Annotated in this window: 19 protein-coding genes; 4 read left to right on the top strand and 15 right to left on the bottom strand. The window is 75.0% G+C overall.

Features of this window, described 5'->3' with window-relative positions; all coding sequences use genetic code 11:
- Positions 1–109 precede the first annotated feature (109 nt).
- On the bottom strand, positions 110–1,129 hold the full coding sequence (locus ABD324_RS11660; RefSeq protein WP_344415447.1) for a YlbL family protein: 1,020 nt from the start codon (positions 1,127–1,129) through the stop codon (positions 110–112).
- A gap of 50 nt (positions 1,130–1,179) precedes the next feature.
- On the opposite strand from ABD324_RS11660, the gene ABD324_RS11655 reads away from it, so the two are divergent.
- Complete coding sequence (locus ABD324_RS11655) at positions 1,180–2,661, top strand: zinc-dependent metalloprotease (protein ID WP_344415445.1); 1,482 nt, start codon at positions 1,180–1,182, stop codon at positions 2,659–2,661.
- A 127-nt stretch (positions 2,662–2,788) separates the two neighbouring features.
- On the opposite strand, the gene ABD324_RS11650 is transcribed toward ABD324_RS11655, so the two are convergent.
- The gene (locus ABD324_RS11650; RefSeq protein ID WP_344415443.1) at positions 2,789–3,376 is read right to left on the bottom strand and encodes a M48 metallopeptidase family protein; all 588 of its coding nucleotides are present in this window, start codon (positions 3,374–3,376) and stop codon (positions 2,789–2,791) included.
- A gap of 151 nt (positions 3,377–3,527) precedes the next feature.
- Here ABD324_RS11650 and ABD324_RS11645 point away from each other — a divergent pair, with 151 nt between their 5' ends.
- Together ABD324_RS11645 and ABD324_RS11640 are read left to right on the top strand one after the other, a co-directional pair.
- The gene (locus ABD324_RS11645; RefSeq protein ID WP_344415440.1) at positions 3,528–4,658 is read left to right on the top strand and encodes a hypothetical protein; all 1,131 of its coding nucleotides are present in this window, start codon (positions 3,528–3,530) and stop codon (positions 4,656–4,658) included.
- Complete coding sequence (locus tag ABD324_RS11640; RefSeq protein WP_344415438.1) at positions 4,655–5,971, top strand: ABC1 kinase family protein; 1,317 nt, start codon at positions 4,655–4,657, stop codon at positions 5,969–5,971. Before ABD324_RS11645 ends, ABD324_RS11640 begins: the two co-directional genes overlap by 4 nt.
- Positions 5,972–6,227: 256 nt before the next feature.
- Here ABD324_RS11640 and ABD324_RS11635 read toward each other — a convergent pair whose 3' ends face one another.
- The 4 genes from ABD324_RS11635 to ABD324_RS11620 all read right to left on the bottom strand — a co-directional run bounded on the left by ABD324_RS11635 (position 6,228) and on the right by ABD324_RS11620 (position 9,545).
- Positions 6,228–6,494, bottom strand: coding sequence for a hypothetical protein (locus ABD324_RS11635; protein ID WP_344415436.1), 267 nt, complete (start codon positions 6,492–6,494; stop codon positions 6,228–6,230).
- A gap of 61 nt (positions 6,495–6,555) precedes the next feature.
- Entirely contained in the window at positions 6,556–6,894 is a 339-nt protein-coding gene (locus tag ABD324_RS11630; protein WP_344416365.1) for a WhiB family transcriptional regulator, read from the bottom strand.
- Positions 6,895–7,098: 204 nt separating this feature from the next.
- The gene (locus ABD324_RS11625; protein ID WP_344415434.1) at positions 7,099–7,317 is read right to left on the bottom strand and encodes a hypothetical protein; all 219 of its coding nucleotides are present in this window, start codon (positions 7,315–7,317) and stop codon (positions 7,099–7,101) included.
- Positions 7,318–7,478: 161 nt separating this feature from the next.
- A complete protein-coding gene (locus ABD324_RS11620; RefSeq protein ID WP_344415432.1) occupies positions 7,479–9,545 on the bottom strand; it encodes an ATP-dependent DNA helicase UvrD2 in 2,067 nt (688 codons plus the stop codon).
- A 108-nt stretch (positions 9,546–9,653) separates the two neighbouring features.
- Here ABD324_RS11620 and ABD324_RS11615 point away from each other — a divergent pair, with 108 nt between their 5' ends.
- Positions 9,654–9,893 carry a mycoredoxin gene (locus tag ABD324_RS11615; RefSeq protein WP_344415430.1) on the top strand — a complete coding sequence of 80 codons (240 nt, stop codon included), beginning with the start codon at positions 9,654–9,656 and terminating at the stop codon, positions 9,891–9,893.
- 104 nt (positions 9,894–9,997) lie between these two features.
- On the opposite strand, the gene nudC is transcribed toward ABD324_RS11615, so the two are convergent.
- The 9 genes from nudC to ABD324_RS11570 form a co-directional block, all read right to left on the bottom strand.
- Complete coding sequence (nudC, locus tag ABD324_RS11610) at positions 9,998–10,993, bottom strand: NAD(+) diphosphatase (protein ID WP_344415428.1); 996 nt, start codon at positions 10,991–10,993, stop codon at positions 9,998–10,000.
- Positions 10,990–12,369: a M16 family metallopeptidase gene (locus ABD324_RS11605; protein ID WP_344415426.1), complete on the bottom strand. Its 1,380-nt coding sequence runs from the start codon at positions 12,367–12,369 to the stop codon at positions 10,990–10,992. The genes nudC and ABD324_RS11605 overlap by 4 nt, the downstream gene beginning before the upstream one ends.
- The gene (locus ABD324_RS11600; RefSeq protein WP_344415424.1) at positions 12,366–13,664 is read right to left on the bottom strand and encodes a M16 family metallopeptidase; all 1,299 of its coding nucleotides are present in this window, start codon (positions 13,662–13,664) and stop codon (positions 12,366–12,368) included. Before ABD324_RS11600 ends, ABD324_RS11605 begins: the two co-directional genes overlap by 4 nt.
- Positions 13,665–13,756: 92 nt before the next feature.
- Complete coding sequence (locus ABD324_RS11595; protein ID WP_425565812.1) at positions 13,757–15,025, bottom strand: aldehyde dehydrogenase family protein; 1,269 nt, start codon at positions 15,023–15,025, stop codon at positions 13,757–13,759.
- Positions 15,022–15,534 carry a class F sortase gene (locus tag ABD324_RS11590; protein ID WP_344415420.1) on the bottom strand — a complete coding sequence of 171 codons (513 nt, stop codon included), beginning with the start codon at positions 15,532–15,534 and terminating at the stop codon, positions 15,022–15,024. Before ABD324_RS11590 ends, ABD324_RS11595 begins: the two co-directional genes overlap by 4 nt.
- A 459-nt stretch (positions 15,535–15,993) precedes the next feature.
- Positions 15,994–16,731 (bottom strand): DUF4142 domain-containing protein, encoded by a 738-nt coding sequence (locus ABD324_RS11585; RefSeq protein ID WP_344415418.1) that lies wholly within the window; start codon positions 16,729–16,731, stop codon positions 15,994–15,996.
- A gap of 151 nt (positions 16,732–16,882) precedes the next feature.
- Positions 16,883–17,734 carry an exodeoxyribonuclease III gene (locus ABD324_RS11580; RefSeq protein WP_344415416.1) on the bottom strand — a complete coding sequence of 284 codons (852 nt, stop codon included), beginning with the start codon at positions 17,732–17,734 and terminating at the stop codon, positions 16,883–16,885.
- Positions 17,735–17,763: 29 nt separating this feature from the next.
- The gene (locus ABD324_RS11575; RefSeq protein WP_344415414.1) at positions 17,764–18,819 is read right to left on the bottom strand and encodes a potassium channel family protein; all 1,056 of its coding nucleotides are present in this window, start codon (positions 18,817–18,819) and stop codon (positions 17,764–17,766) included.
- 183 nt (positions 18,820–19,002) lie between these two features.
- Positions 19,003–20,091: a saccharopine dehydrogenase family protein gene (locus ABD324_RS11570; protein WP_344415412.1), complete on the bottom strand. Its 1,089-nt coding sequence runs from the start codon at positions 20,089–20,091 to the stop codon at positions 19,003–19,005.
- Positions 20,092–20,225: the final 134 nt, after the last annotated feature.

Here is a 20,225-nt window from a genome sequence, read left to right as displayed (position 1 = left end):
ACGGACGGGGTGTGGAGTTCCCGTGTGCACGGTGTGCGCCGGTGATTCGTCCGGATCGCCCGTTGTGGGGGCACCGTACCCGGACGCACCGACAAGTCGGCATCGCAGGTCAGGAGCAGGAGGGCGGGGATCCCCCGGCGTTGAGAGTGTCGAGCGCCGAGACGGCCGACGACAGCGTGGTCACCCGGACGAGGCGCAGGCCGTCCGGCGCGTTCGCCGCGGCCTCGGTGCAGTTGGCGTCCGGCACCAGGAAGGTGACGGCCCCGGCGTCGTGCGCCGCGCGCATCTTGAAGGGGATGCCGCCGATCGGGCCGACGGTCCCGGAGGCGTCGATCGTGCCGGTCCCGGCGACGAACTTCCCGCCGTTGAGCTCACCGGGCGTCAGCTTGTCGACGACGGCGAGCGCGAACATCAGCCCGGCCGACGGCCCGCCGATGTCCCCCAAGCTGATCGTGATGTCGCCCGTGATGGGCTCGACGCCCGGCTGGATGCCGAGCATCCCCTTCTTCTGGTCCTGGCTCGCCCCGAGCACGATCGACACGTCCGCCTGCACACCGGCCCGCCGGTAGGTGACGACGACGGTCTGCCCCGGCGTGGTGCCGTTCAGCGCGTCGGACACCTGCTGCGGGGTGCTGACCGGGGTGCCGCGCACGGCCACGATGTCATCGCCCGCCTGCAGGTGCCCTTCGGCCGCCGAGCCCGGGACGATGTCGGCCACGGTCGCCCGCGTGGGCAGCCTGAGCTGCTGGAGCGCGGCGAGCGCGGCGTTGGTCTCCGACGCGCTGAACTCGGCGGCGTTCTGCTGGTCGACCTGGTCGTTCGACAGCCCCGGCGGGTAGACGGTGTCCCGCGGCACGACCGCGCGGTCCGGCGCGAGCCAGAACCCGAGCGCCTGCAACCCGGTCAGCCCGTCGCTGACCGAGACCGTGGTCATGTTCAGGTGCCCCGAGGTGGGGTAGGTGGGGAGGCCGTCGACGGCGACGACCTGCGTCCCCTTGACGACACCCAGGGTGTCCTCGGTCGGCCCGGGCCCCAGCGCGACGAAGGGCACGCGGACGATCGTCCCGACGCCCACCACCACGATCACCAGGAGCACAGCGGCGACCAGCGTCGACGTCCGGCGGCTCACGGAGAGCGAACCTACGCCGCGGCCCGTTCGGTCCGCGTACCGTGGTCGGTATGAGTGACGTCCCGTTCGGCTTCGGCCCCCAAGACCGTGACCCGGACCGCGACCGGGACCGCGACAAGCCGGGGGGCGAGGGTCCGCAGGACCCCTTCGGCTTCGGCAACCTGCCCGGCGGAGGCCAGTTCCCCGGCATCCCGGGGATGCCCGGCATGCCCGGCGGCGCAGGTGGCCCCGGCGGTTTCGACGTCGGGCAGCTCGGCCAGATGCTCAGCCAGCTCGGCCAGATGCTGTCGAGCGCCGGTCAGGCCGGGCCCGGCGACGGTCCGGTCAACTACGACCTCGCCGCGCAGATGGCGACCCAGCAGCTCGCGCAGAAGACGTCGTCGCTCACCGAGGCGCAGCGCACCGCGGTGGCGGACGCGCTCAAGCTCGCCGAGCTGTGGCTCGACCCGGCGACCGAGTTCCCCTCCGGCGCCACCGAGTACAAGGCCTGGACGCCCACGGACTGGGTGAAGGCCAGCATGCCCACCTGGAAGCGGCTGTGCGACCCGGTCGCGCGGCGCGTGTCCGGGGCGTGGGTGGACGGGCTGCCCGAGGAGGTCCGGAGCGCGGCCGGTCCGATGCTCGCCATGATCGGCCAGATGGGCGGGCTCGCCTTCGGCAGCCAGCTGGGCAGCGGTCTCGGCCAGCTCGCCGCCGAGGTGCTGACGTCGTCGGAGATGGGTTTCCCGGTCGGACCGGACCGCACGGCGGCACTGCTGCCCGAGGCCGTCGAGAAGTTCACCGCGGGCCTGGACCGCCCGGCCAGCGAGGTCATGATCTTCCTCGCCGCCCGCGAGGCCGCCCACCAGCGGCTGTTCGCGCACGTCCCGTGGCTGCGGGAACGGCTGCTCGGCGCGGTCGAGGACTACGCCCGCGGCATCACCGTGGACACCTCGCGGATCGAGGACATGGCCCGCCAGATCGACCCGAGCAACCCGGAGTCGATCCAGGAAGCCATGCAGTCCGGCATGTTCGAGCCGCAGACCACACCCGAGCAGAAGGCGGCGCTGGCCCGGCTGGAGACCCTGCTCGCCCTGATCGAGGGTTGGGTGGACGCGGTCGTGGCCGAGGCCGTCGGCGAACGGCTGCCCGGGGCCGGTGCGCTGCGCGAGACGCTGCGCCGCCGCCGGGCCTCCGGCGGGCCGGCCGAGCAGGCGTTCGCCTCGATCGTCGGGCTGGAGCTGCGGCCCCGCAAGCTGCGCGCCGCCGCCGAGCTGTGGAAGCTGCTCGAGCAGGAGCGCGGGATCGAGGGCCGGGACGCGCTCTGGGCGCACCCGGACCTGCTCCCGCTCAGCGACGACCTCGACGACCCGGCGGGCTTCGTGAACCGGCGCGACCTCGACGACCCGATCGCGGAGCTGGAGAAGCAGTTCGCCGCGGAGGCCGCCGAGGCGGCGGCCGCGGAGAGCACCGAGGCGTCGGACTCCTCCGAGGAGCCCGACGACAAGGGCGACGACAAGGGCGACGAGCCCGGCGACGCCCCCACGGCCTGACGGCCGCTCGCACAACGGTCCGGCGCCCCGCACACCTGTCAGAGCAGGTGTGCGGGGCGCCGTTCTCCTGTGCGACCGACCCTTCGGGGACGCTCCGGCCGCGCCCGCCACTGCCCGAGCAGGCGGGTCAGCCGGCAGCGGCGTCCTCGTCCGGCTCGTCCGTGGAGGAGGGGAGCTCCTCGCCGTCCGTGCCGACCAGGCCCAGCCCGGCCGCGGCGGACAGCCCCTCGAGGTAGCCGATGGCGCGCTCGGTACGCGGATACGCCCGCACCAGCGACCAGAACCGCGCGTCGTGGCCCGGCGCGAGCAGGTGCGCCAGCTCGTGGACCAGCACGTAGTCCACGACCCAGCCCGGTGCCTCGCGGAGCCGCTCGCTGATCCGGATCGTGCGGTCCTCGGGCGTGCACGACGCCCACCGCGTGCGCATCGGCGGCACCCAGCGCACGGAGGCCGGCTCGGCCCGTCCGCCGAGATACTTCGTGGAGAGCTCGATGCAGCGGGCGAGGAGCGCCTCGTTCCCGTGCCTTCCCGGCGAACGCCGTTTCGCCTCGCTCCGTTCCAGCCTGCTGACCATCTCGTCGACCCAGCGCCGTTCCTCGGCCTCGCTCATCCAGCCCGGGATGAACACGATCACCGTGTCACCCTCACGCCGCGCACTGACCATCCGGCGCCGCCGGTCACTCCTTCTGACCTCGACGACCGCGGGGCTCGCCATGGGTCCCACCCTAGGCCCCGGCGGCGTCCGGTGGGACGGGCGGACCGTCCGGGGCCCGACCTGTCCCCAGTTCCAGGCACCTGTGGACAACTTCGGGATGCCTGTGGATGGCCGTTCGCGTGATCGCTCGCGGACCTCCATGCTCGCTCACGTGACCTCGCTCCCCGTCCCGGCCAGGATCGTCCTCGCCCCGCACCGACCGCTGCTCGACCGCGGCGGCACGGCCCGCCAGTTCGGCCTCGCCCCCACCGCCGCGCCGGTGGCCGAGGACCTCCCACCTCCGCTGGTCGGGCTGCTCGAGCGGCTCGTCGCGCCCGCCGTCACGCTCGACTGGATGGCCGAGGCGGTGGCGCGCGGCGCGCCCGTCGCCACGGTGAACTCGTTGCTCGAGGAGCTGGTCGCCGCGGGCGCCCTGGTCGATCCCGGGTGCGCGGAGCGACGTGAGCTCCGCCGCGCCACCGCGCTGGTCGAGGTGCGGGGCGACGGTCCGCTCGCCGCCGGGGTCGCGGTCGCGCTCGCTCGCGCCGGGGTCGGTGCGGTGCACGTCCGCGCCCGGGGCGAGGTGACGGGCGCGGACGTGGGCTGCGGCTATCTCGCGGCGGACGTCGGCCGGCCGCGGGCGGAGGCGGCCGCCGGGGCCGTCGCCCGGATCGGCGCGGACACCCGGGGATCGGTGGCGCCACCCGGCCGCCGGCCGGATCTCGTGGTGCTCACGGACGCCGTGGCTCCCGAGCCGGAGGTGCTCGACGAGCTGCTGGGCGAGGGGATCGACCATCTCAGCGTGATGGTGCGCGAGGGCACCGGGGTCGTCGGGCCGCTGGTCCTGGTGCGCCGGAGCCCGTGCCTGCGCTGCGTGGAGCGGGGCCGCGCGGAGCTGGACGACCGGTGGCCGGTGCTGGCGGCGCAGCTCGCCGGGCGCAGCGGCTCGGCCGATCCCGAGGCCGTCGCCGCCACCGCGGCGCTCGGTGCGGCGCAGGCCCTCCTGGCCCTCGACGGCGGCGAGGCCGGGGGCGAGCCGCCGCCCACGGTGGGCGGCGCGCTGGAGCTGGATCCCTACCGCGGAACGCTCCGCCGCCGCGAGTGGCCGGCGCACCCCGGGTGTCACTGCGGCGTCCACGAGGTGGCCGCCCGTGCGGCCGCGGCGGGGGGATGGCCGGTCGGATCGGCCGGCGGTGCCACCGTGCCCGCGCCCCGATCGGGCACGGCGGACATGCCGGTCGCAGCCCGTCCTCAGGATGCGACGTGCGCCGGGCGGCCGGGGCGGGAGACAATCATGGGGTGACCGACATCCCCCGCCGGACCGCGTCCCGCACGGCCAAGCTGGCCAGCCTGCCGCTCGGTGTCGCCGGACGGGCGGCGGCCGGCTGGGGTCGGCGGCTCGCCGGGGGCGACCGCGACCAGATCTCGGCCCAGATGATGGCCAAGAGCGCGGAGCAGCTGTTCGCCGTCCTGGGCGAGCTCAAGGGCGGCGCCATGAAGTTCGGGCAGGCGCTGAGCGTGTTCGAGGCCGCCGTCCCCGAGGAGCTGGCCGAGCCGTACCGCGAGGCGCTGACCAAGCTGCAGACCGCCGCCCCGCCGATGCCCACGAAGGACGTCGACCGGATGCTGGCCGAGCAGTTCGGCCGCAACTGGCGCGCCCGGTTCCGGGAGTTCGACGAGACGCCGGCCGCCGCGGCGAGCATCGGCCAGGTGCACCACGCCGTGTGGCGGGACGGCCGCGAGGTCGCGGTCAAGGTCCAGTACCCGGGGGCCGAAGAGGCCGTCCTGTCGGACCTGCGCCAGCTCTCCCGGATGAGCAGGCTGCTGCAGCCGCTCGCCCCCGGCATGGACGTGAAACCGCTGATCACCGAGCTGCGCGAGCGGATGGTCGAGGAGCTCGACTACCGCGACGAGGCCGACAACCAGCGCGCCTTCGCCGCCGTCTACGAGGGCGATCCCGAGATCCGGGTACCCAAGGTGGTGGCGTCCGCGCCCCGCGCCATGGTCAGCGAATGGGTCACCGGGCGGCGGCTGTCGGACGTGATCCGCGCGGGCACGCAGGAGGAGCGGGACCGCGCCGGGGTGCTGCTCGCCGGCTTCCACTACTCGGCGCCGTACCGGGTGCACCTGCTGCACTCGGACCCGCACCCGGGCAACTTCCAGATCCTCGACGACGGCCGGATGCTGGTCGTGGACTTCGGGGCGGTCGCCCGGCTGCCCGAGGGCCTGCCGCGGCCGTTGACGATCATGACGAAGTACGCATTGGAGAACCGGCCGGCGGACCTCATGGCGTTGCTGCGGGACGAGGGCTTCCTGCGCCCGGGGACGGATGTGAACGCGGAGGACGCCCTCGCCTACCTCGCGCCGTTCACCGAGCCCCTGCGCACGGAGCGGTTCACGTTCAGCCGGCGCTGGCTGCAGCGCCAGGCCGAGCGCGTCGGGGACCTGCGCAGCCCGGAGTTCGACACCGGTCGGGCGCTCAACCTGCCGCCGCAGTACCTCCTGGTCCACCGTGTGACGCTCGGCACGTTGGGGGTGCTCTGCCAGCTGGAGGCGGACATCCCGCTGCGCGAGATCGTGGGCCGCTGGCAACCGGAGCTGTTCGCGAGCGCCTGAGCGGACCCGTCGGGCCGTCGTCCGTGGATGCCCGGACACGGCGACGCCCGCCCCGGGCGGTAGCTCCCGGGACGGGCGTTCTCGTACCGCGGCGGTGACACGCGGCGGCCCACTGGCGTGGTGGGCCGCGGGGTGTCGAGCGACGCCGCGGGCCGGCGGCACGATCCGGCGGCCCTGCTGCAGGACCGCCGGACCGGCGCCCGGGCCGCGCGACTCGGGTCGCGCGAGGACATCGGACGCGCCGGGCCGGGTCGGGTCAGTCGGTCCCGCGGGCGCGCCGCGCCCTCCGGTCGGCGTAGGCCGCCAGCCGTGACCAGCGCCGTTCCGCGGCGAGGCGGCGCGCCACGCGGTGGTCGCGCGCCACCTCCTCCGCTTCTCGGTGTCGGGATCGGGCGAGTGCTTCGTTCATGAGCAACATGGCGGTCCCCTGCGCGTCGAGCACGGTCGGTCGGCCGGTGCGGATCCGGTCGGTGCTGGTCAGGTCGGTGCGGACCCGGTCGGTGCGGATCTCGAGAGTGGTCATCGGACTTCTCCTGTGGTGGTCTGCGGTTCCCCGGGGGAGGGGACTCGGCGGGTGGAGCGGATCAGGCGCACTCGCGGGCTGCTGCCCGCTGTGCCACCAGTGCCAGGGCCCTCTCCTGGGCGGCGGCCCAGGCCTGGTCCCGGGCGAGGTCGGCCTTGGAGGGTCGGCCCCTCGGCCTCTTGCGCGGGACGACGATCCCTCTCTCGAAGATCTCGCCGCCCCACACGCCCCAGGGCTCCTCCCGCGAGAGGGCGCCCGCCAGGCACTCGATCCGGATGGGGCAGGACTCGCAGAGCGTCTTCGCCCGCTCCAGCTCGGCCGGGGACTCGGCGAACCACAGGTCCGCGTCGTCCGTCCGGCACGGCAGGTCGAGTCCCGCCTCGGGGGTGTTCTGCAACAGTCCGCCGAGCTGCGGGGCGGGTTCGCCGCCCGCGTACTCGGTCGTGATCGTCCCGCCGTCGCACGGGGTGGATCTGACTAGCACCGCACTACCTCCTGGTGTGGTGGGTGGGTTGTCGTAGGGATGGATGGACACAAAAACGGGGGCCGCGGACCCTGGTGTGGGTTCCGCGGCCCCCGTTGGTTCGGGTTGCCTGGCGAGCGGCTATGTCCTGTCTCGACACAGCTGTCGTCCTGGAACGGACACACCTGTCCAGTTGTCATCGACCGTGACCCCGGCCGGCACGTACCGCGCCTGCTTGCCGTGGCCGATCGCGCGCCAACCGCCACGCGGGCGGAGGAGCGCGGACGGGGAACCGAGCACGCCGAAGGCGCGGACATGAACGGATCCGGGCATCCCGGTCGCGATCGTGGTGATCTCCATGTCTGGCGCACCTCCTTCTGGGGCTCAAGTCGGCAGACGGGCTGTTGCTCCGTCCGTGGTGAAGAGACTAGAAGGCCCCCGCGGAGCCGCACAACAGAATTAATCCGTTGATTCGAGAAGGACTTTGGTCTCCGCCCACGCCCGGGCGGTGCGGGGACCGCTCAGTCCCCGCCCTCGGCGACGAGCGCGAGGACCTCGGCGCCGTACCGGTCGAGCTTGCGGGCGCCGATCCCCGGGATGCCGACGAGCGCGGCCGGGTCCGCCGGGCGTTGCTCCGCGATGGCGGCGAGCGTGGCGTCCGTGAAGATCACGTAGGAGGGGACGCCCTGCCGTTTCGCCACTCCACCCCGCCACTCCTCGAGCCGGTCGAGCAGCTCGGGATCGACGTCCGACGGGCAGCCGCCGCAGCGCTGCAGCTTGAGCGCGGTCGTGCCGATCAGCGGCTCCCCGCACACCCGGCAGCGCGGCTTGGGCCCGCCCGGCCGACGCTGCCCGCCCTGCGCCACGCGGGAGGTCGGGTGGTCCTCCGGGATCAGCCCGTAGAGGAACCGGCTGCGCCGCCGCTGCCGGCCCCGACCCGACGACCGCGACAGCGCCCACGACATCCGCAGCACCCGCCGGGCCCGGGTGACCCCGACGTAGAGCAACCGGCGCTCCTCCTCGATCGCCGCCTCGTCCCCCTCGGCGTGCTGGATCGGCAGGGTGCCGTCGACCAGGCCGACGAGGAACACGACGTCCCACTCCAGGCCCTTCGCCGCGTGCAGCGACGCGAGGGTGACGCCCTGCACGGTCGGCGGGTGCGACGCGTCCGCCCTGGTCTCCAGCTCGGCGGAGAAGCGCGCCAGGTCCGCGGCCGGCTCGACCGCCGCGAGCTCCTCCGCGAGCCCGACCAGCGCCAGCAGCGACTCCCACTGCGCGCGCATCACGGCTCCGACCGGGGGCTCGTCCGTGAGCCCGACCGTGGAGAGCAGCTTCCGGACGGCGGTGACCAGGTCCATCCCCGCGGGGACCGGCCGCGCGGTGCGCAGCGCGACCATCGCCCGCCGGATCTCGGGCCGGGTGAAGAAGCGCTCGCCGCCGCGGACCTGGTACGGCACCCCGGCCTCGGTGAGCGCCTGCTCGTAGGACTCCGACTGTGCGTTGATCCGGAACAGGACCGCGATCTCGGCCGGCGGGGTGCCGTCCGCGATCATCCGGCGGATCTTCGCCGCGACGGCCGCGGCCTCGGCCGGCTCGTCGTCGTGCTCGGCGAAGTCCGGGTCCGGCCCCGGCGGCAGCTGCCCGACGAGCCGCAGCCGGCTCCCGGCGACCCGTCCGCGCGCCGCGCCGATCACCGTGTTGGCCGCGGACACGATCTGCGGGGTGGAGCGGTAGTCCCTGGTCAGCCGGACGATCGTGGCCTCGGGGAAGCGGCGCGCGAAGTCCAGGAGGTAGCGCGGGGAGGCGCCGGCGAACGTGTAGATCGTCTGGTTCGCATCCCCGACGACGGTCAGGTCGTCCCGCTCGCCGACCCAGGCGTCGAGCACGCGCTGCTGCAGCGGCGTGACGTCCTGGTACTCGTCGACCACGAAGCAGCGGTACCGCTCCCGGAACTCCTCCGCGACCATCGGGTGCTCCTCGAGCGCGGCGGCGACGTGGAGCAGCAGATCGTCGAAGTCGAGCAGCTCGGCCTCGTTCTTGAGCTGCTCGTAGAGCGCGTAGACCTGCGAGACCTGCTCCGCCGGACCGGGCACGTCGCGGCGCAGGCGAGCGGCCTCGGCCGCGTAGTTCTGGGGGGTGACCAGGCTCGACTTGGCCCATTCGATCTCGGTGGCGAGATCGCGCAGCGCGTCCGAGTCCGTGCCCGCGCGGGCCCGCGCGGCGGCCTGCCCGACGAGCCGCAGCTTGCCCTCGAGCAGCTGCCACCGGCGCTCGCCGACGACCTGCGGCCAGAAGTAGCGCAGCTGCCGCAGGGCGGCGGCGTGGAAGGTGCGGGCCTGGACGCCACCGGCATCGAGCGCCCGCAACCGGGTGCGCAGCTCTCCGGCCGCCCGCGCCGTGAACGTGACGGCGAGGACCTGCCCGGGCGCGACGTGCCCGTTCCCCACGAGGTGCGCGATGCGATGCGTGATCGTGCGCGTCTTCCCCGTGCCGGCGCCCGCCAGCACGCAGACCGGACCGCGCGGCGCGGTGACGGCGGCGCGCTGCTCCTCGTCGAGCAGATCCGGGACGGGTGGGGAGACGGTCACGGCCCCATCCTGACAAACACCACCGACAGAACCCGCGCACCCCGCCCGAGTGAGCCAGCGCACACTGATGGCCGGAACGGCGGACGCGACACGGATGTTGAGGACGACATGGCCGACCTGACGATGTACACCACCACGTGGTGCGGCTTCTGCCGCCGCCTCAAGCTCCAGCTCGACGAGGCGGGCATCTCCTACCGCGAGATCGACATCGAGCGGAACGCGGACGCGGCCCGGTTCGTGGAGGGCGTCAACGGCGGCAACCAGACCGTCCCGACCGTGCTGTTCCCGGACGAGACGACGGCGACCAACCCGAGCTTCGCCGAGGTCAAGCGCAAGATCGCGGCCTGACCGCGGCACCACGCCGGTTCACGGCACCGGACGGCACCACCGCGGAACCACGGCGGGCCCACCGCTGCAGACGCACCGGCGCACTCGCGCCGGTGCGCACCCGGTCAGCCCGCGACGGCCCAGGACTCCAGCATCGACCGGGCGATCGACACCCGGCCCGGGAGCAGCACGGGCCGGCCGCCCGGCTCCGGCGCGGCCGCCCGGTCGCCGCCTTCCATCGCGGCCCTCAGCTCGTCCCGGGTGATCCAGCGGGCCTCCTCGATCTCCCCGTCGGCCGGCCGCAGCGGCTGCTCCGGGTCCGCCAGGGCGTGGAAGCCCAGCATCAGCGAGCGGGGGAAGGGCCACGCCTGGCTGCCCAGGTAGGTGACCTCCGAGACGTCGACGCCGACCTCCTCGTGGATCTCCCGCGCGACGCAGGCCTCGAGGGACTCCCCCGCCTCGACGAAGCCGGCGAGCACCGAGTACCGGCCCGGGGGCCAGATCGGCTGGCGGGCCAGCAGCACGCGGTCCGCCCCGTCGTGGACCAGGCAGATGACGGCCGGGTCCGTGCGCGGGTACTCCTCGTGGCCCGCCGCCTCGCACAGCCGCGCCCAGCCCGCGTTGTGCGGGCGGGTGGGCGAGCCGTCGCGGGCGCAGAACTGCGCCCGCTCGTGCCAGTTCAGGGCCGCGACGGCCCCGGTGAGCAGCCCCGCACCGAGCGCGTCGAGCTCGGCGCCGACCGCGCGCAGGTCCGCCCACTCCGACGGGTCGTCCCCGGCCACCAGGTCCGGCCGGCCGCGCATCGCCCAGTAGGCGACGCCCTCGGCCTCGCCGAGCAGCACGGCCTCCGCGGGCGGGGCGGGCGCGAGCTCGACGGCCGGCCGGGTGCGCAGGGTGGCGCCGGAGCCCGCCGCCGCGTCCCAGCCCGCCGCGTCGCCCTCGCGGAACCGCGCCGCGGGGGCCGCCTCCCACGAGACGGGCGTGCCGCCCTTGTCGTCCACCACCACGACCTGCGCCGAGGACCAGCCCGACTTCTGCCGGTCCGTGTCGAGCCGGAGCGGCTCGTCCCGCAGCACCGTGTTGCGCGACAGGACCGGCGGGTCGACCAGCGAGAACGTCATGCGATTCCTCCCAGCGCCCGCAGCCGCGGACCCACCACCTCGGCGTCCCCGACGATCACGCCGGTGAAGCGCTCGGGCGCGAAGAACTCCAGCGCGGCCTCCGCGACCTCGTCCGGGGTCACGGCCTCGAGCCGGACCGGGCGCTCGCGCAACCAGCCCACGTCCAGGCCCACCGCGTCGAGCGAGGCGAGCGTGGACGCCAGCCCGCCCTGGCTGTCGAGCGAGATCAGCAGCGAGCCGATCGCGTAGCGGCGGGCCGCGTCGATCTCCTCCGGCGTCGGCGGCACCGCGACCATCCGGCCGAGCTCGTAGCGCGTCTCGAGCAGGGCGGCGGCGGTGACGTCGCTGGCCACGTCCGTCTCCACCCCGAGGACGGCACCGCCGGGGACGAACTCCGGGCCGGAGTGCGCACCGTAGGTGTAGCCCTTGTCCTCGCGGACGTTCTCCATCCAGCGCGAGGAGAAGTAGCCGCCGAAGACCAGGTTGGCCAGCTGGAAGGCGGCGTAGCCCGGCTCGTCCCGGCGCAGGGCGGGGGCGGTGAGCCGCAGCTGCGACTGCACCGAACCGGGCCGGTGCACCAGCTCCAGCGGGCCGGCGGAAGGCGTGGGCGGCGCGGCGAGCTCGCGCGCGGTGCCCGCCGAGCTCCAGCCGCCGAGCCGCTCCTGCACCGCGGCCAGCGCGGCCTCGGGATCCAGGTCCCCGACGACGACGAGCGTGGATCCGGTCGGCACCACACCGGCGGTGTGCAGCGCGCGGACCGCGTCCGGCTGGGCCTCGGCGACGGCCTCGCCGGTGGGCATCTCCAGCGCGATCGGATGACTGCCGAACCGCCTGCGCTGCAATGCCTCCCGGGCGACGGTCCGGGGCTGGGCCCGGGCCACCGCGATCCGCTCGACGAGCCGCTCGCGCTCGCGGAGCAGCTCCGCCTCGGGATAGGTGGCGCCGGTGAGCACCTCGCCGAGCAGGCCGAGGACCTCCGGCAGCCCCTCCGCGAGGCCCGAGCCGTGGACCAGCAGCCGTTCCGGGTCGACGCCCGCGCCGACGTCCGCGCCCACGGCGGCCAGCGCGTCGTCGAGGCCGACGCGGTCGTGCCGCGTGGTGCCGGTGAACAGCCCGGACGCCAGCAGCTCGGCGCGGGCAGTGAACGCCGGGTCCCCGACGCCGCCGGGCGCCGCGAACGGGACCCGCAGCCGCAGCTCCACCATCGGCACGCCGGCGCGGCGCACGACGAGCACCCGTAGGCCGCTCGGCAGGGTCTCGGTGACGACCTCGGGCAGCGGGACCTCGCGGGTCTCACCCAGGTCGGGGAGCGCCCGCGGGCCGGCGGGCGTGCGGCCGATCTCCTCGGCACTGCGGTGGGTCACCGGGGCGCTCACGCCTCCGCTCCCGCCGCCGGCTCGACGAGCAGCACGGCGCGGCCCTGGTCCCGCAGCGCGGCGGCCGAGGCGCGGACCTGCTCCGGCGTGATCGCCGCGATCCGCCCGGTGAGCTCCTGCGCGATCTCGGCGCGGCCGTACAGCAGCTCGCGCGCGCCCAACCCCAGCATCCGGTACATCACCCTGTCGTCCTCGTGGTGCAGCGCGGCGGCCCAGCGCGCGGACTGGCGGGCCAGCTCCTCGACGCTCGGACCCTCGGCGGCGAGCTTGTCGAGCTCCTCGTCGATCGCCCCGAGCACCCGGTCCGGGTCGACGCTCCCGGGGTGCACGGCGGTGATCGTGAACGTGTCCGGGTCCCGCGCGTCGAGCGGGCCGCCCATCAGGCCGTTGCTCGCCCCGACGTCCGTGACCAGGCCGTCGACGTGCACGAGCCGGCGCTGCAGGCGGGCCGCCTCGCCGTCGCCCAGCACCGAGGCCAGCAGCGCGTGGCCGAGATAGGCGTCGAGCTCCGTGGTCGGGTCGGGCACCCGGTAGCCGACGGCGAGCGCCGGCATGGGCGCGTGCGCGTCCGGCACCGCCTGGCGCCGCTCGCTCCCCGGGACGGGCTCGGCGAACGACGGCCGCGGCGGCGTGGGCCGCGCGGGGATGTCCCCGAAGTGCTTCTCGACGAGCGCGAGCACCCCGTCCACCCCGTGGGCGCCGAAGTCCCCGTGCACGGTCAGCAGCGCGTTGCCCGGCGCGTAGAAGGTGTCGAAGAACGACGCCGCGTCGTCCAGGGTCGCCTGCTCCAGCTCGGAGAAGTCCCCGTACCCGTTGTGCGCGTTGGGGAACGTGTCGTACAGCACCGGGGGCAACAGGATCCAGGGGAAGCCGCCGTACGGCCGGTTCAGCACGTTGAGGCGGATCTCCTCCTTGACCACGTCGACCTGGTTGCGCAGGTTCTCCTCGGTGAGCAGCGGGGCACGCAGCCGGTCCGCCTCCAGGAACAGCGCGCGCTCGAGCGCGGCACCGGGCAGGACCTCGAAGTAGTCCGTGTAGTCCTGGTGGGTGGAGCCGTTGAAGACCCCGCCGGCACCCTGGACCAGCCGGAAGTGCTCCAGCTTGGGCAGGCTCTCGCTGCCCTGGAACATCAGGTGCTCGAAGAGGTGCGCGAAGCCCGTACGCCCCTCGGGCTCGGACCGGAACCCGACGTCGACGTGGACGGCCACGCCCACGACCGGGGTGGCCGGATCGGGCACGAGGAGCACGCGCAGGCCGTTGGAGAGCGTGGCTCTGTGGAGGGGGATCGCCGACACGGACCGACCCTATCCCCGCGCCCCGCCACCGTGCCGGGTGATCGACGCCGCGGGCCCGAGTTGTCCACAGGCAGGACGCGGTGTGCGGACCGTCACACGGCGGGCAGCACCACGAACTGGCGCAGCGCCAGGTCCGGATAGGTCACCGGGCCCCGGGGGCCGGGGGTGTGGTCGACGTTGATCCCCGTCTCCGGCAGGCCGAGGAGCTTGTAGCCGTCGAGCAGCCGGGTCGGGCTGTTCCAGAACACGCCGGTGCCGGTGTAGGCGTCGATGAAGCGGTGGGCCACCACCTCGTCCGCCGCGCACACGCACGCCGCCAAACCGGACGTCTCGCGGGCCGCGGTGAGGGCCGCGTCGACCGCGCCGTCGACCGGGGCGACCGTGACGTGCGCCTCGTTACCCGAGTCCAGCGCCCACTCGTGGCCGAGCGCGTGGGAGTGCGGCGGCAGGCTGAGCGTGATCCCGCGGTCCCGCAGCACCTTCTCGGCGACGGGCAGCAGGCGGTCGTACACCGGACGGTCGATGAGCAGCAGGTTGAGCCGGTTGCAGACGCCGAGCCGATCGGTGGAGTCGTGCACCAGCCGTTCGACCGTGGCCTCCTCGGCGGAGGAGTCCAGGTAGAGCACGCCGCCGCCGTCGGCATGGGCGAGGACCCGGGTGCCGGCGGCCGCGCCGAGCGCGGAGAGCCGACGGGTGACCTCGCCGCTGCCCCGCACCACGACGAGCGGCACCAGGTCCGGGAGGCCGACGAGCGCGTCCGCGCCGGCGTGCCCCGGCAGCGGGACGAGCTGGACGGCGTCCGCGGGGATGGCGTGCTCGGTGAGCGCGGGCGCGATCACGTGCTCGACCAGGGCGGTCGCGCTGCCGAGGGCCGCCGCCCCGGTCCGCAGCACCGCGGCACTGCGCGCCTTGAGGACCTGGGACGCGACGTCGATCGTCACGTTCGGCCGCGCCTCGAACACCGCGCCGATCACGCCGACCGGGATCCGCCGCTCGAACACGCGCTCGCCGCTCGGCAGGTTCCGGACGAAGCTCTCGACCGCGGGCTCGGGGGTGTCCGCGAGGACCTCGAGCTGGGTGGCCATGTCCGCCAGGCGTTCCGGGGTGATCCGGAGCCGGTCGAGCAGGCCCGCGGCCATGCCGGCGGCGGTGGCCGCCTCGACGTCGGCGGCGTTGGCCGCCAAGAGCTCGGGGGCCTTGTCCCGCAGCAGGCCGGCGGCGGTGCGCAGGGCCGCGTCGACCGCCGGGCCGCCGGCCGCGCGCACACCCGGGGCGGCCGCGGCGGCTCGCTGCGCGGCGGTGCGGACGGCTGCGTACTCGGGCGCTTCGGTCACGCCGTCAACGGTACGACACGCCGTCATCCGGGTTCTGCGTAGACGACGATGTTGTCCTCGTAGGAGCGGGTGGCCGGATCGAAGCGGCCGCCGCAGGTCACCAGCACGAGCCGCGGCGGGCCGGACCGGGCGAAGGTGTCCGCGGGCAGGGCGGACTTGACGAACTCCCGCCGGGCGACGACCCGGTAGGCGACCGGCCGTCCGTCCGCGGCCCGGAGCACGACCGGCTCCCCCACCGTGAGCTGCGGCAGCACGGCGAGCATGCCGACGCCGGCGAGCCGGGAGTCCACGTGCCCGGCGATCACCACGGTCCCGGCTCCGGAGCCGGCGAGCGCCCCCGGTTCCCACCACCCGACGGTCTGCGGCGGATCGGGCACGGCCAGGTCGCCGTCCGCACCCGTGGTCACGGGGACGACCGGGGCCGACGTTCCGCGCGCCGGCAGCTCCAGCCCGACGGGGACGGCCCCCGCGAACGGAACCCGGACCGGGGCGCCGGGGCGGAGATCGCCCGACTCGTGGGGACGGGCGGTGGCCACCGACCCGATCGGCGCGGCGGTGACCGCGGGCTCCCGGGTCGCGACCAGCAGGCCCGCCGTGACCAGGAGCGCGAGGCCGGCGACGGCGAGCAGGACCCACCAGGGCCGGGACGTCGCCGAGGTGCGACTCGGCCTCCCGGCTCCGCCCCTGGCGGGCTCCGCCCGCGCACCGGCTCGGCGGGACGGGAGCGGCTCGTCGACCGACGGGACGTCTCCGGACCCGGGTTCGCCCGTCGTGGATGTGTGTTTCGGCCTACCGAAAGTGCCGACTCGCGGGGGCGCGGGTGGGTCATCGACCGGCGGGACGGGATCCGGCCGGTGATCGGGCGTCACGGATGTGTGTTCCGGGCTCCCGGTTCCACTCATGGCGGGCTCCGCCCGCGGGGGTGTGCGGGCGCGGGCGGGGGCGGCGTCCCGGGTGGGACGCCGCCCCGGCGCGCGGACCAGCACGGGTGGTGCCTAGGCCCGGGTGCGGCGGGCCCGGGCGCCCGCGCCCGCGGCGGCGCCCAGCAGGACCAGGCCGGAGCCGGCGAGGACGATCGGGAGGACGTCGTCGGACGAGGCCGCCTGGCCGCCCGTGCCCGCGTTCACCGATCCGGGGGTCGCGGCGCCCGCCGAGGAGGCGGCCGCGGAGACCTTGCCCGCCAGGGCGTCCAGCTTCGCGAGCAGGTCGCGCGCGGCGGCCTTCGCGTCCGCGGAGGCATTCGGGTCGTTCAGGATCGCGTTCGCGGCGTCCCGGGCCTGCTGCATCGCCGTCTGCGCTGCCTGCAGCCAGGCGGCGTCGAAGGGCTGACCGGAGCGCGCCTGCAGGTCCGCGAGGACGGCCTGCTGCTGGGCGCCGAGCTGGTCCCCGAGGGTGACCCCGGCGGCGGTGGCGGCCTGCTTCACCTGGTCGAGCAGCGCCTGGCCCTGGCTCTTCAGGTCCGGCGCCAGGCCCTTGACCTGGTCGCCGACGCCCTTGTCGTTCCCGATCCCGCCGAGCGCGACGAGCGCGAGCGCGCCCTGGTTGGCCTGTCCGAAGGCCTGGCGCGCCGCATCGGTGGCGCCGGGAGCCGGGGTACCGGTCGCCGGCGGCGCGACGCTGCCGGTCGGCAGGGCCGGCGGCTGGTCCCCGCCCGACGAGCAGGCTGCGGCGCCGGTGAGGGCGAGCGCGGCGAGGACGGTGCCCGCGGCGGCACGGTGGATGCGCGAGTTCATGAGGTTCCCCCGACGAGAAGTGCTGGTCACGCCGCTGGGTATCAGTGGAAGACCAAGGGGCGCAACCGGACGCAGCTCGATCGGGTGGTTCGTCCGGTCGCCGCGCCGGTGACCCGTTTGGCGTAGCGACGGCCTGGGTAGACCGGCCGGATCACGTCCGGTTCGGGAGCTTCGCCGGGGTCGAGGGCGGGGGGACCACCGGGCCGATGTCGCCGTCCGGGGCGTCGTCGAGGTCGACGATCACCGGCGCGTGGTCGCTGGGCCCGGATCCCTTGCGCGCCTTGCGGTCGATCCACGCCGCCTCGACCCGCCCGGCCGGGTCGGCCCCGCAGAGCACCAGGTCGATGCGCATGCCGAGGTCCTTGTGGAAACGCCCGGCGCGGTAGTCCCAGTAGGAGAACACCCGGTCGGTGGGCCAGCGGTCGCGCACGACGTCCTGCAGCCCGGTCGCCTGCAGGGCCGCGAGCGCCTCCCGCTCCGGCGGGGTCACGTGGGTCGAGTCGACGAACACCGCCGGGTCCCACACGTCGGCGTCCGTCGGGGCGATGTTCATGTCGCCGGCGACGACGGTGGTCGCGGCGTCGCCGCCTGTGACCTGGCGGCGCAGCGCCTCGAGCCAGCGCAGCTTGAAGCCGTAGTGCGGGTCGTCCGGGGTGCGACCGTTGGGCACGTAGACCGACGTGACCCGCAGCCCGCCGCAGGTGGCCGTGACCGCGCGGGCGTCGACGGAACCGTCGAACTCGGGCTCGTCCGGCAGCCCGCGCACCACGTCCGTCAGCCCGACGCGGGAGAGCAGCGCGACGCCGTTCCACCGGCCCTGGCCGTGGTGGGCGATCTCGTAGCCGCGCTCGGCGATCGGGCCGTCGAGCTCGGCCGCCCAGTCGGCGTCGGAGAGCTTGGTCTCCTGCAGACAGACGACGTCCGGGGCCCGCTCGTCGAGCCACGGCAGCAGCCGAGGCAGGCGGGACTTCGCGGAGTTCACGTTCCAGGTCGCCAGGCGCACGACCCGCGACCCTACGGGTGCCCCCGGGATCAGTCCTCGTCGGGCGGGGAGGCCTTGCGGACGTAGAGCAGCCGGTCGCCGCGCTCCAGGGCGTCGACCGCGGAGGCGTCGACCCGGTGCAGCTTCTCGTTGCGGACCACGCCCAGCACGATGTCCGCGAGGTGCCGCGGCGAGCCGCCGACCTCGTCCGCCTCCACGGGCCGCTCGCTGATCGCGAACCCCGCATCGGGCGTCAGCAGGTCCTCGACGACCTCGACGACGCTCGGCGTCCGGGTCGCGACACCGAGCAGTCGGCCCGCGGTCTCGGCGGACACGATCACCGAGTCGGCGCCCGACTGGCGGAGCAGGTGCACGTTCTCGGACTCCCGCACCGCCGCGACGATCCGCGTCTTCGGCGCGAGCTCCCGGGCCGTGAGGGTGACCAGGACCGCGGTGTCGTCGCGGTTCGTCGCGATGATGATCGCGGAGGCCTGGTGGGCCCCGGCGATGCGCAGCACCGCGGACCGCGTGGCATTTCCCGTCACCGTGACGAGACCGAGTGCGGACGCGGCGTCGAGCTGCGTGCGGTCCGTGTCGACGACGACGATGCGCTCGGGCTCGACCCCGTCGCCGAGCAGGGTCTCGACCGCCGCGCGGCCCTTCGTGCCGTACCCGACGATGACGGTGTGATCGCGCACGCGTGACCTCCAGCGCTGGATCCGGACCGACTGCCGGGAGCGTTCGGTGAGCAGCTCGACGGTGGTGCCGACGAGCACGATGAGGAACAGCAGCCGCAGCGGCGTGATCACCAGCGTGGTGAGCAGCCGGGCCGTGGCCGTGAACGGGACGATGTCGCCGTAGCCGGTGGTGGAGAGCGAGACCGTGGCGTAGTAGAGGGCGTCGTTGAACGAGATCGGGCCCTCGCCGTTGTTGTCGACGTACCCGTCCCGCCCGATGTACACGATCAGCGCGGCGGCGAAGAGCGCACCGAGGGCGACGGCGAGGCGCTTCAGCAGCGCGACGAGCGGCCCCTCGATCCGATCGGGCATGCGAAGGGCGCCGATCACCTGCGGATCGACGGGAGGGCGACGGGGCCGATCACGCATCGCGCGGGAGACTAGCGCCCGCGAGGTACCGCACGCCCGGCGACGTCCGTCACCTTTTGCCACGATCACCCGATGGATCTCGCACGTCCGCTCGCGGCCCTACGGAGCGTCGCCGCCCTCGGCCGCGCCGCGCGGCCCCGCCGAGGCGGCGCGTGCACGGCATCCCGCTCGTGCTCCGGAAGCTCAGCGTGGCCCGATCCCGGCGGTGGCGGCGCCCTCGACCAGCACGTCCAGCCCGAACGCCGACACCGGATCGAGCGCACCCGTGCCCGTCACCCCGTGCTCCAGGGCCCGGCCGGCACCCCAGGCCAGCAGGTCCGCGGTGATGGCGTAGGGCTCGGGAGCGGTGAGGACCGTGCGGTGCAGCAGCGTGCCGCCCGCGTCGAACGCCTCGCCGACGAAGGTCGACACCGCCCCGGCCAGCGCCTCCGGTGAGGGGTCGCGCGGGATCCGGGAGATCACCGGCGCACTCACCGACCCCAGGACCTTGCCGACGACGGCCGGCGGCGCGGGCAGCCGGCTCCCGGCGTGCACCGCGTGGCTGGCCGGGCCGAACCAGCCGAGGTAGGCGTCGGCCGTGCGCAGGCCGGGGGCGAAGCGCGGCAACGCGAACTGCTCCAGACCCCCGATGGTGACGGCCGGGCGGGGCTTCCCGTCGACGAGGAACGTCCGCAGCCGGGCGGCGGTCGGCTCGTCGCGCAGGGCGCCGTCCCGGAAGCCGTACGCGGGCAGGCCGAGCATGCCGACGACCGAGTCGAGCGTGCCCCGGGAGAAGAGCCGCCCGCGTCCCCTCACGAAGTAGCCGACGTCGACGCGCGCGGCCGCCTCCCCCGCCTCGCGCAGCGCGAGGGCTCCGGCCAGGACGCCGGGGACGTAGTCGTTGCCGAACGCCGGCAGCAGCCGTGCGCCCGCCCGCTCCGCCGCGGGGCCCTGCAACGTGAACACCTCGCGCAGGAAGGGTGCCTCGCCGGTGGAGTCGAGATAGGTGGCGCCGGCGTCGAGCACCGCGGCCAGCGCCGCGCCGCCGAGCCGGGAGAAGGGGCCGACCGTGGTGACCAGCACGTCGTCCGGGCCGACCAGGGCCCGGACCGAGGCGACGTCCGTGACGTCCGCCGCGGCCGTCTCCAGGCCCCCGAGCCTGCCGGCCAGCGCGCCCAGCCGGTCGGGATCACGGCCGGCCAGCACCGGCGCGAGGCCCCGCCCCACCATCGACTCCGCGGCACGCCCGCCGGTGTACCCGGTGGCGCCGAACAGCACGATCCGTCCGCTCACGGGCCCGAGGCTAGCGGTGCCGGCGCCTCTCCGCGGGCGGTTCGCGACCGGTGCGCGGCCGGGCCGTCGCGCCGAGATGAACCTCAGGGCGATTTCGGGGGTCCCGGAATCGCCCTGAGGTTCATCTCGGCCGG

This window comes from Pseudonocardia ailaonensis (assembly GCF_039531635.1).
GTDB lineage: Bacteria > Actinomycetota > Actinomycetes > Mycobacteriales > Pseudonocardiaceae > Pseudonocardia > Pseudonocardia ailaonensis.
This window is presented reverse-complemented; position numbering and strand designations above follow the sequence as displayed.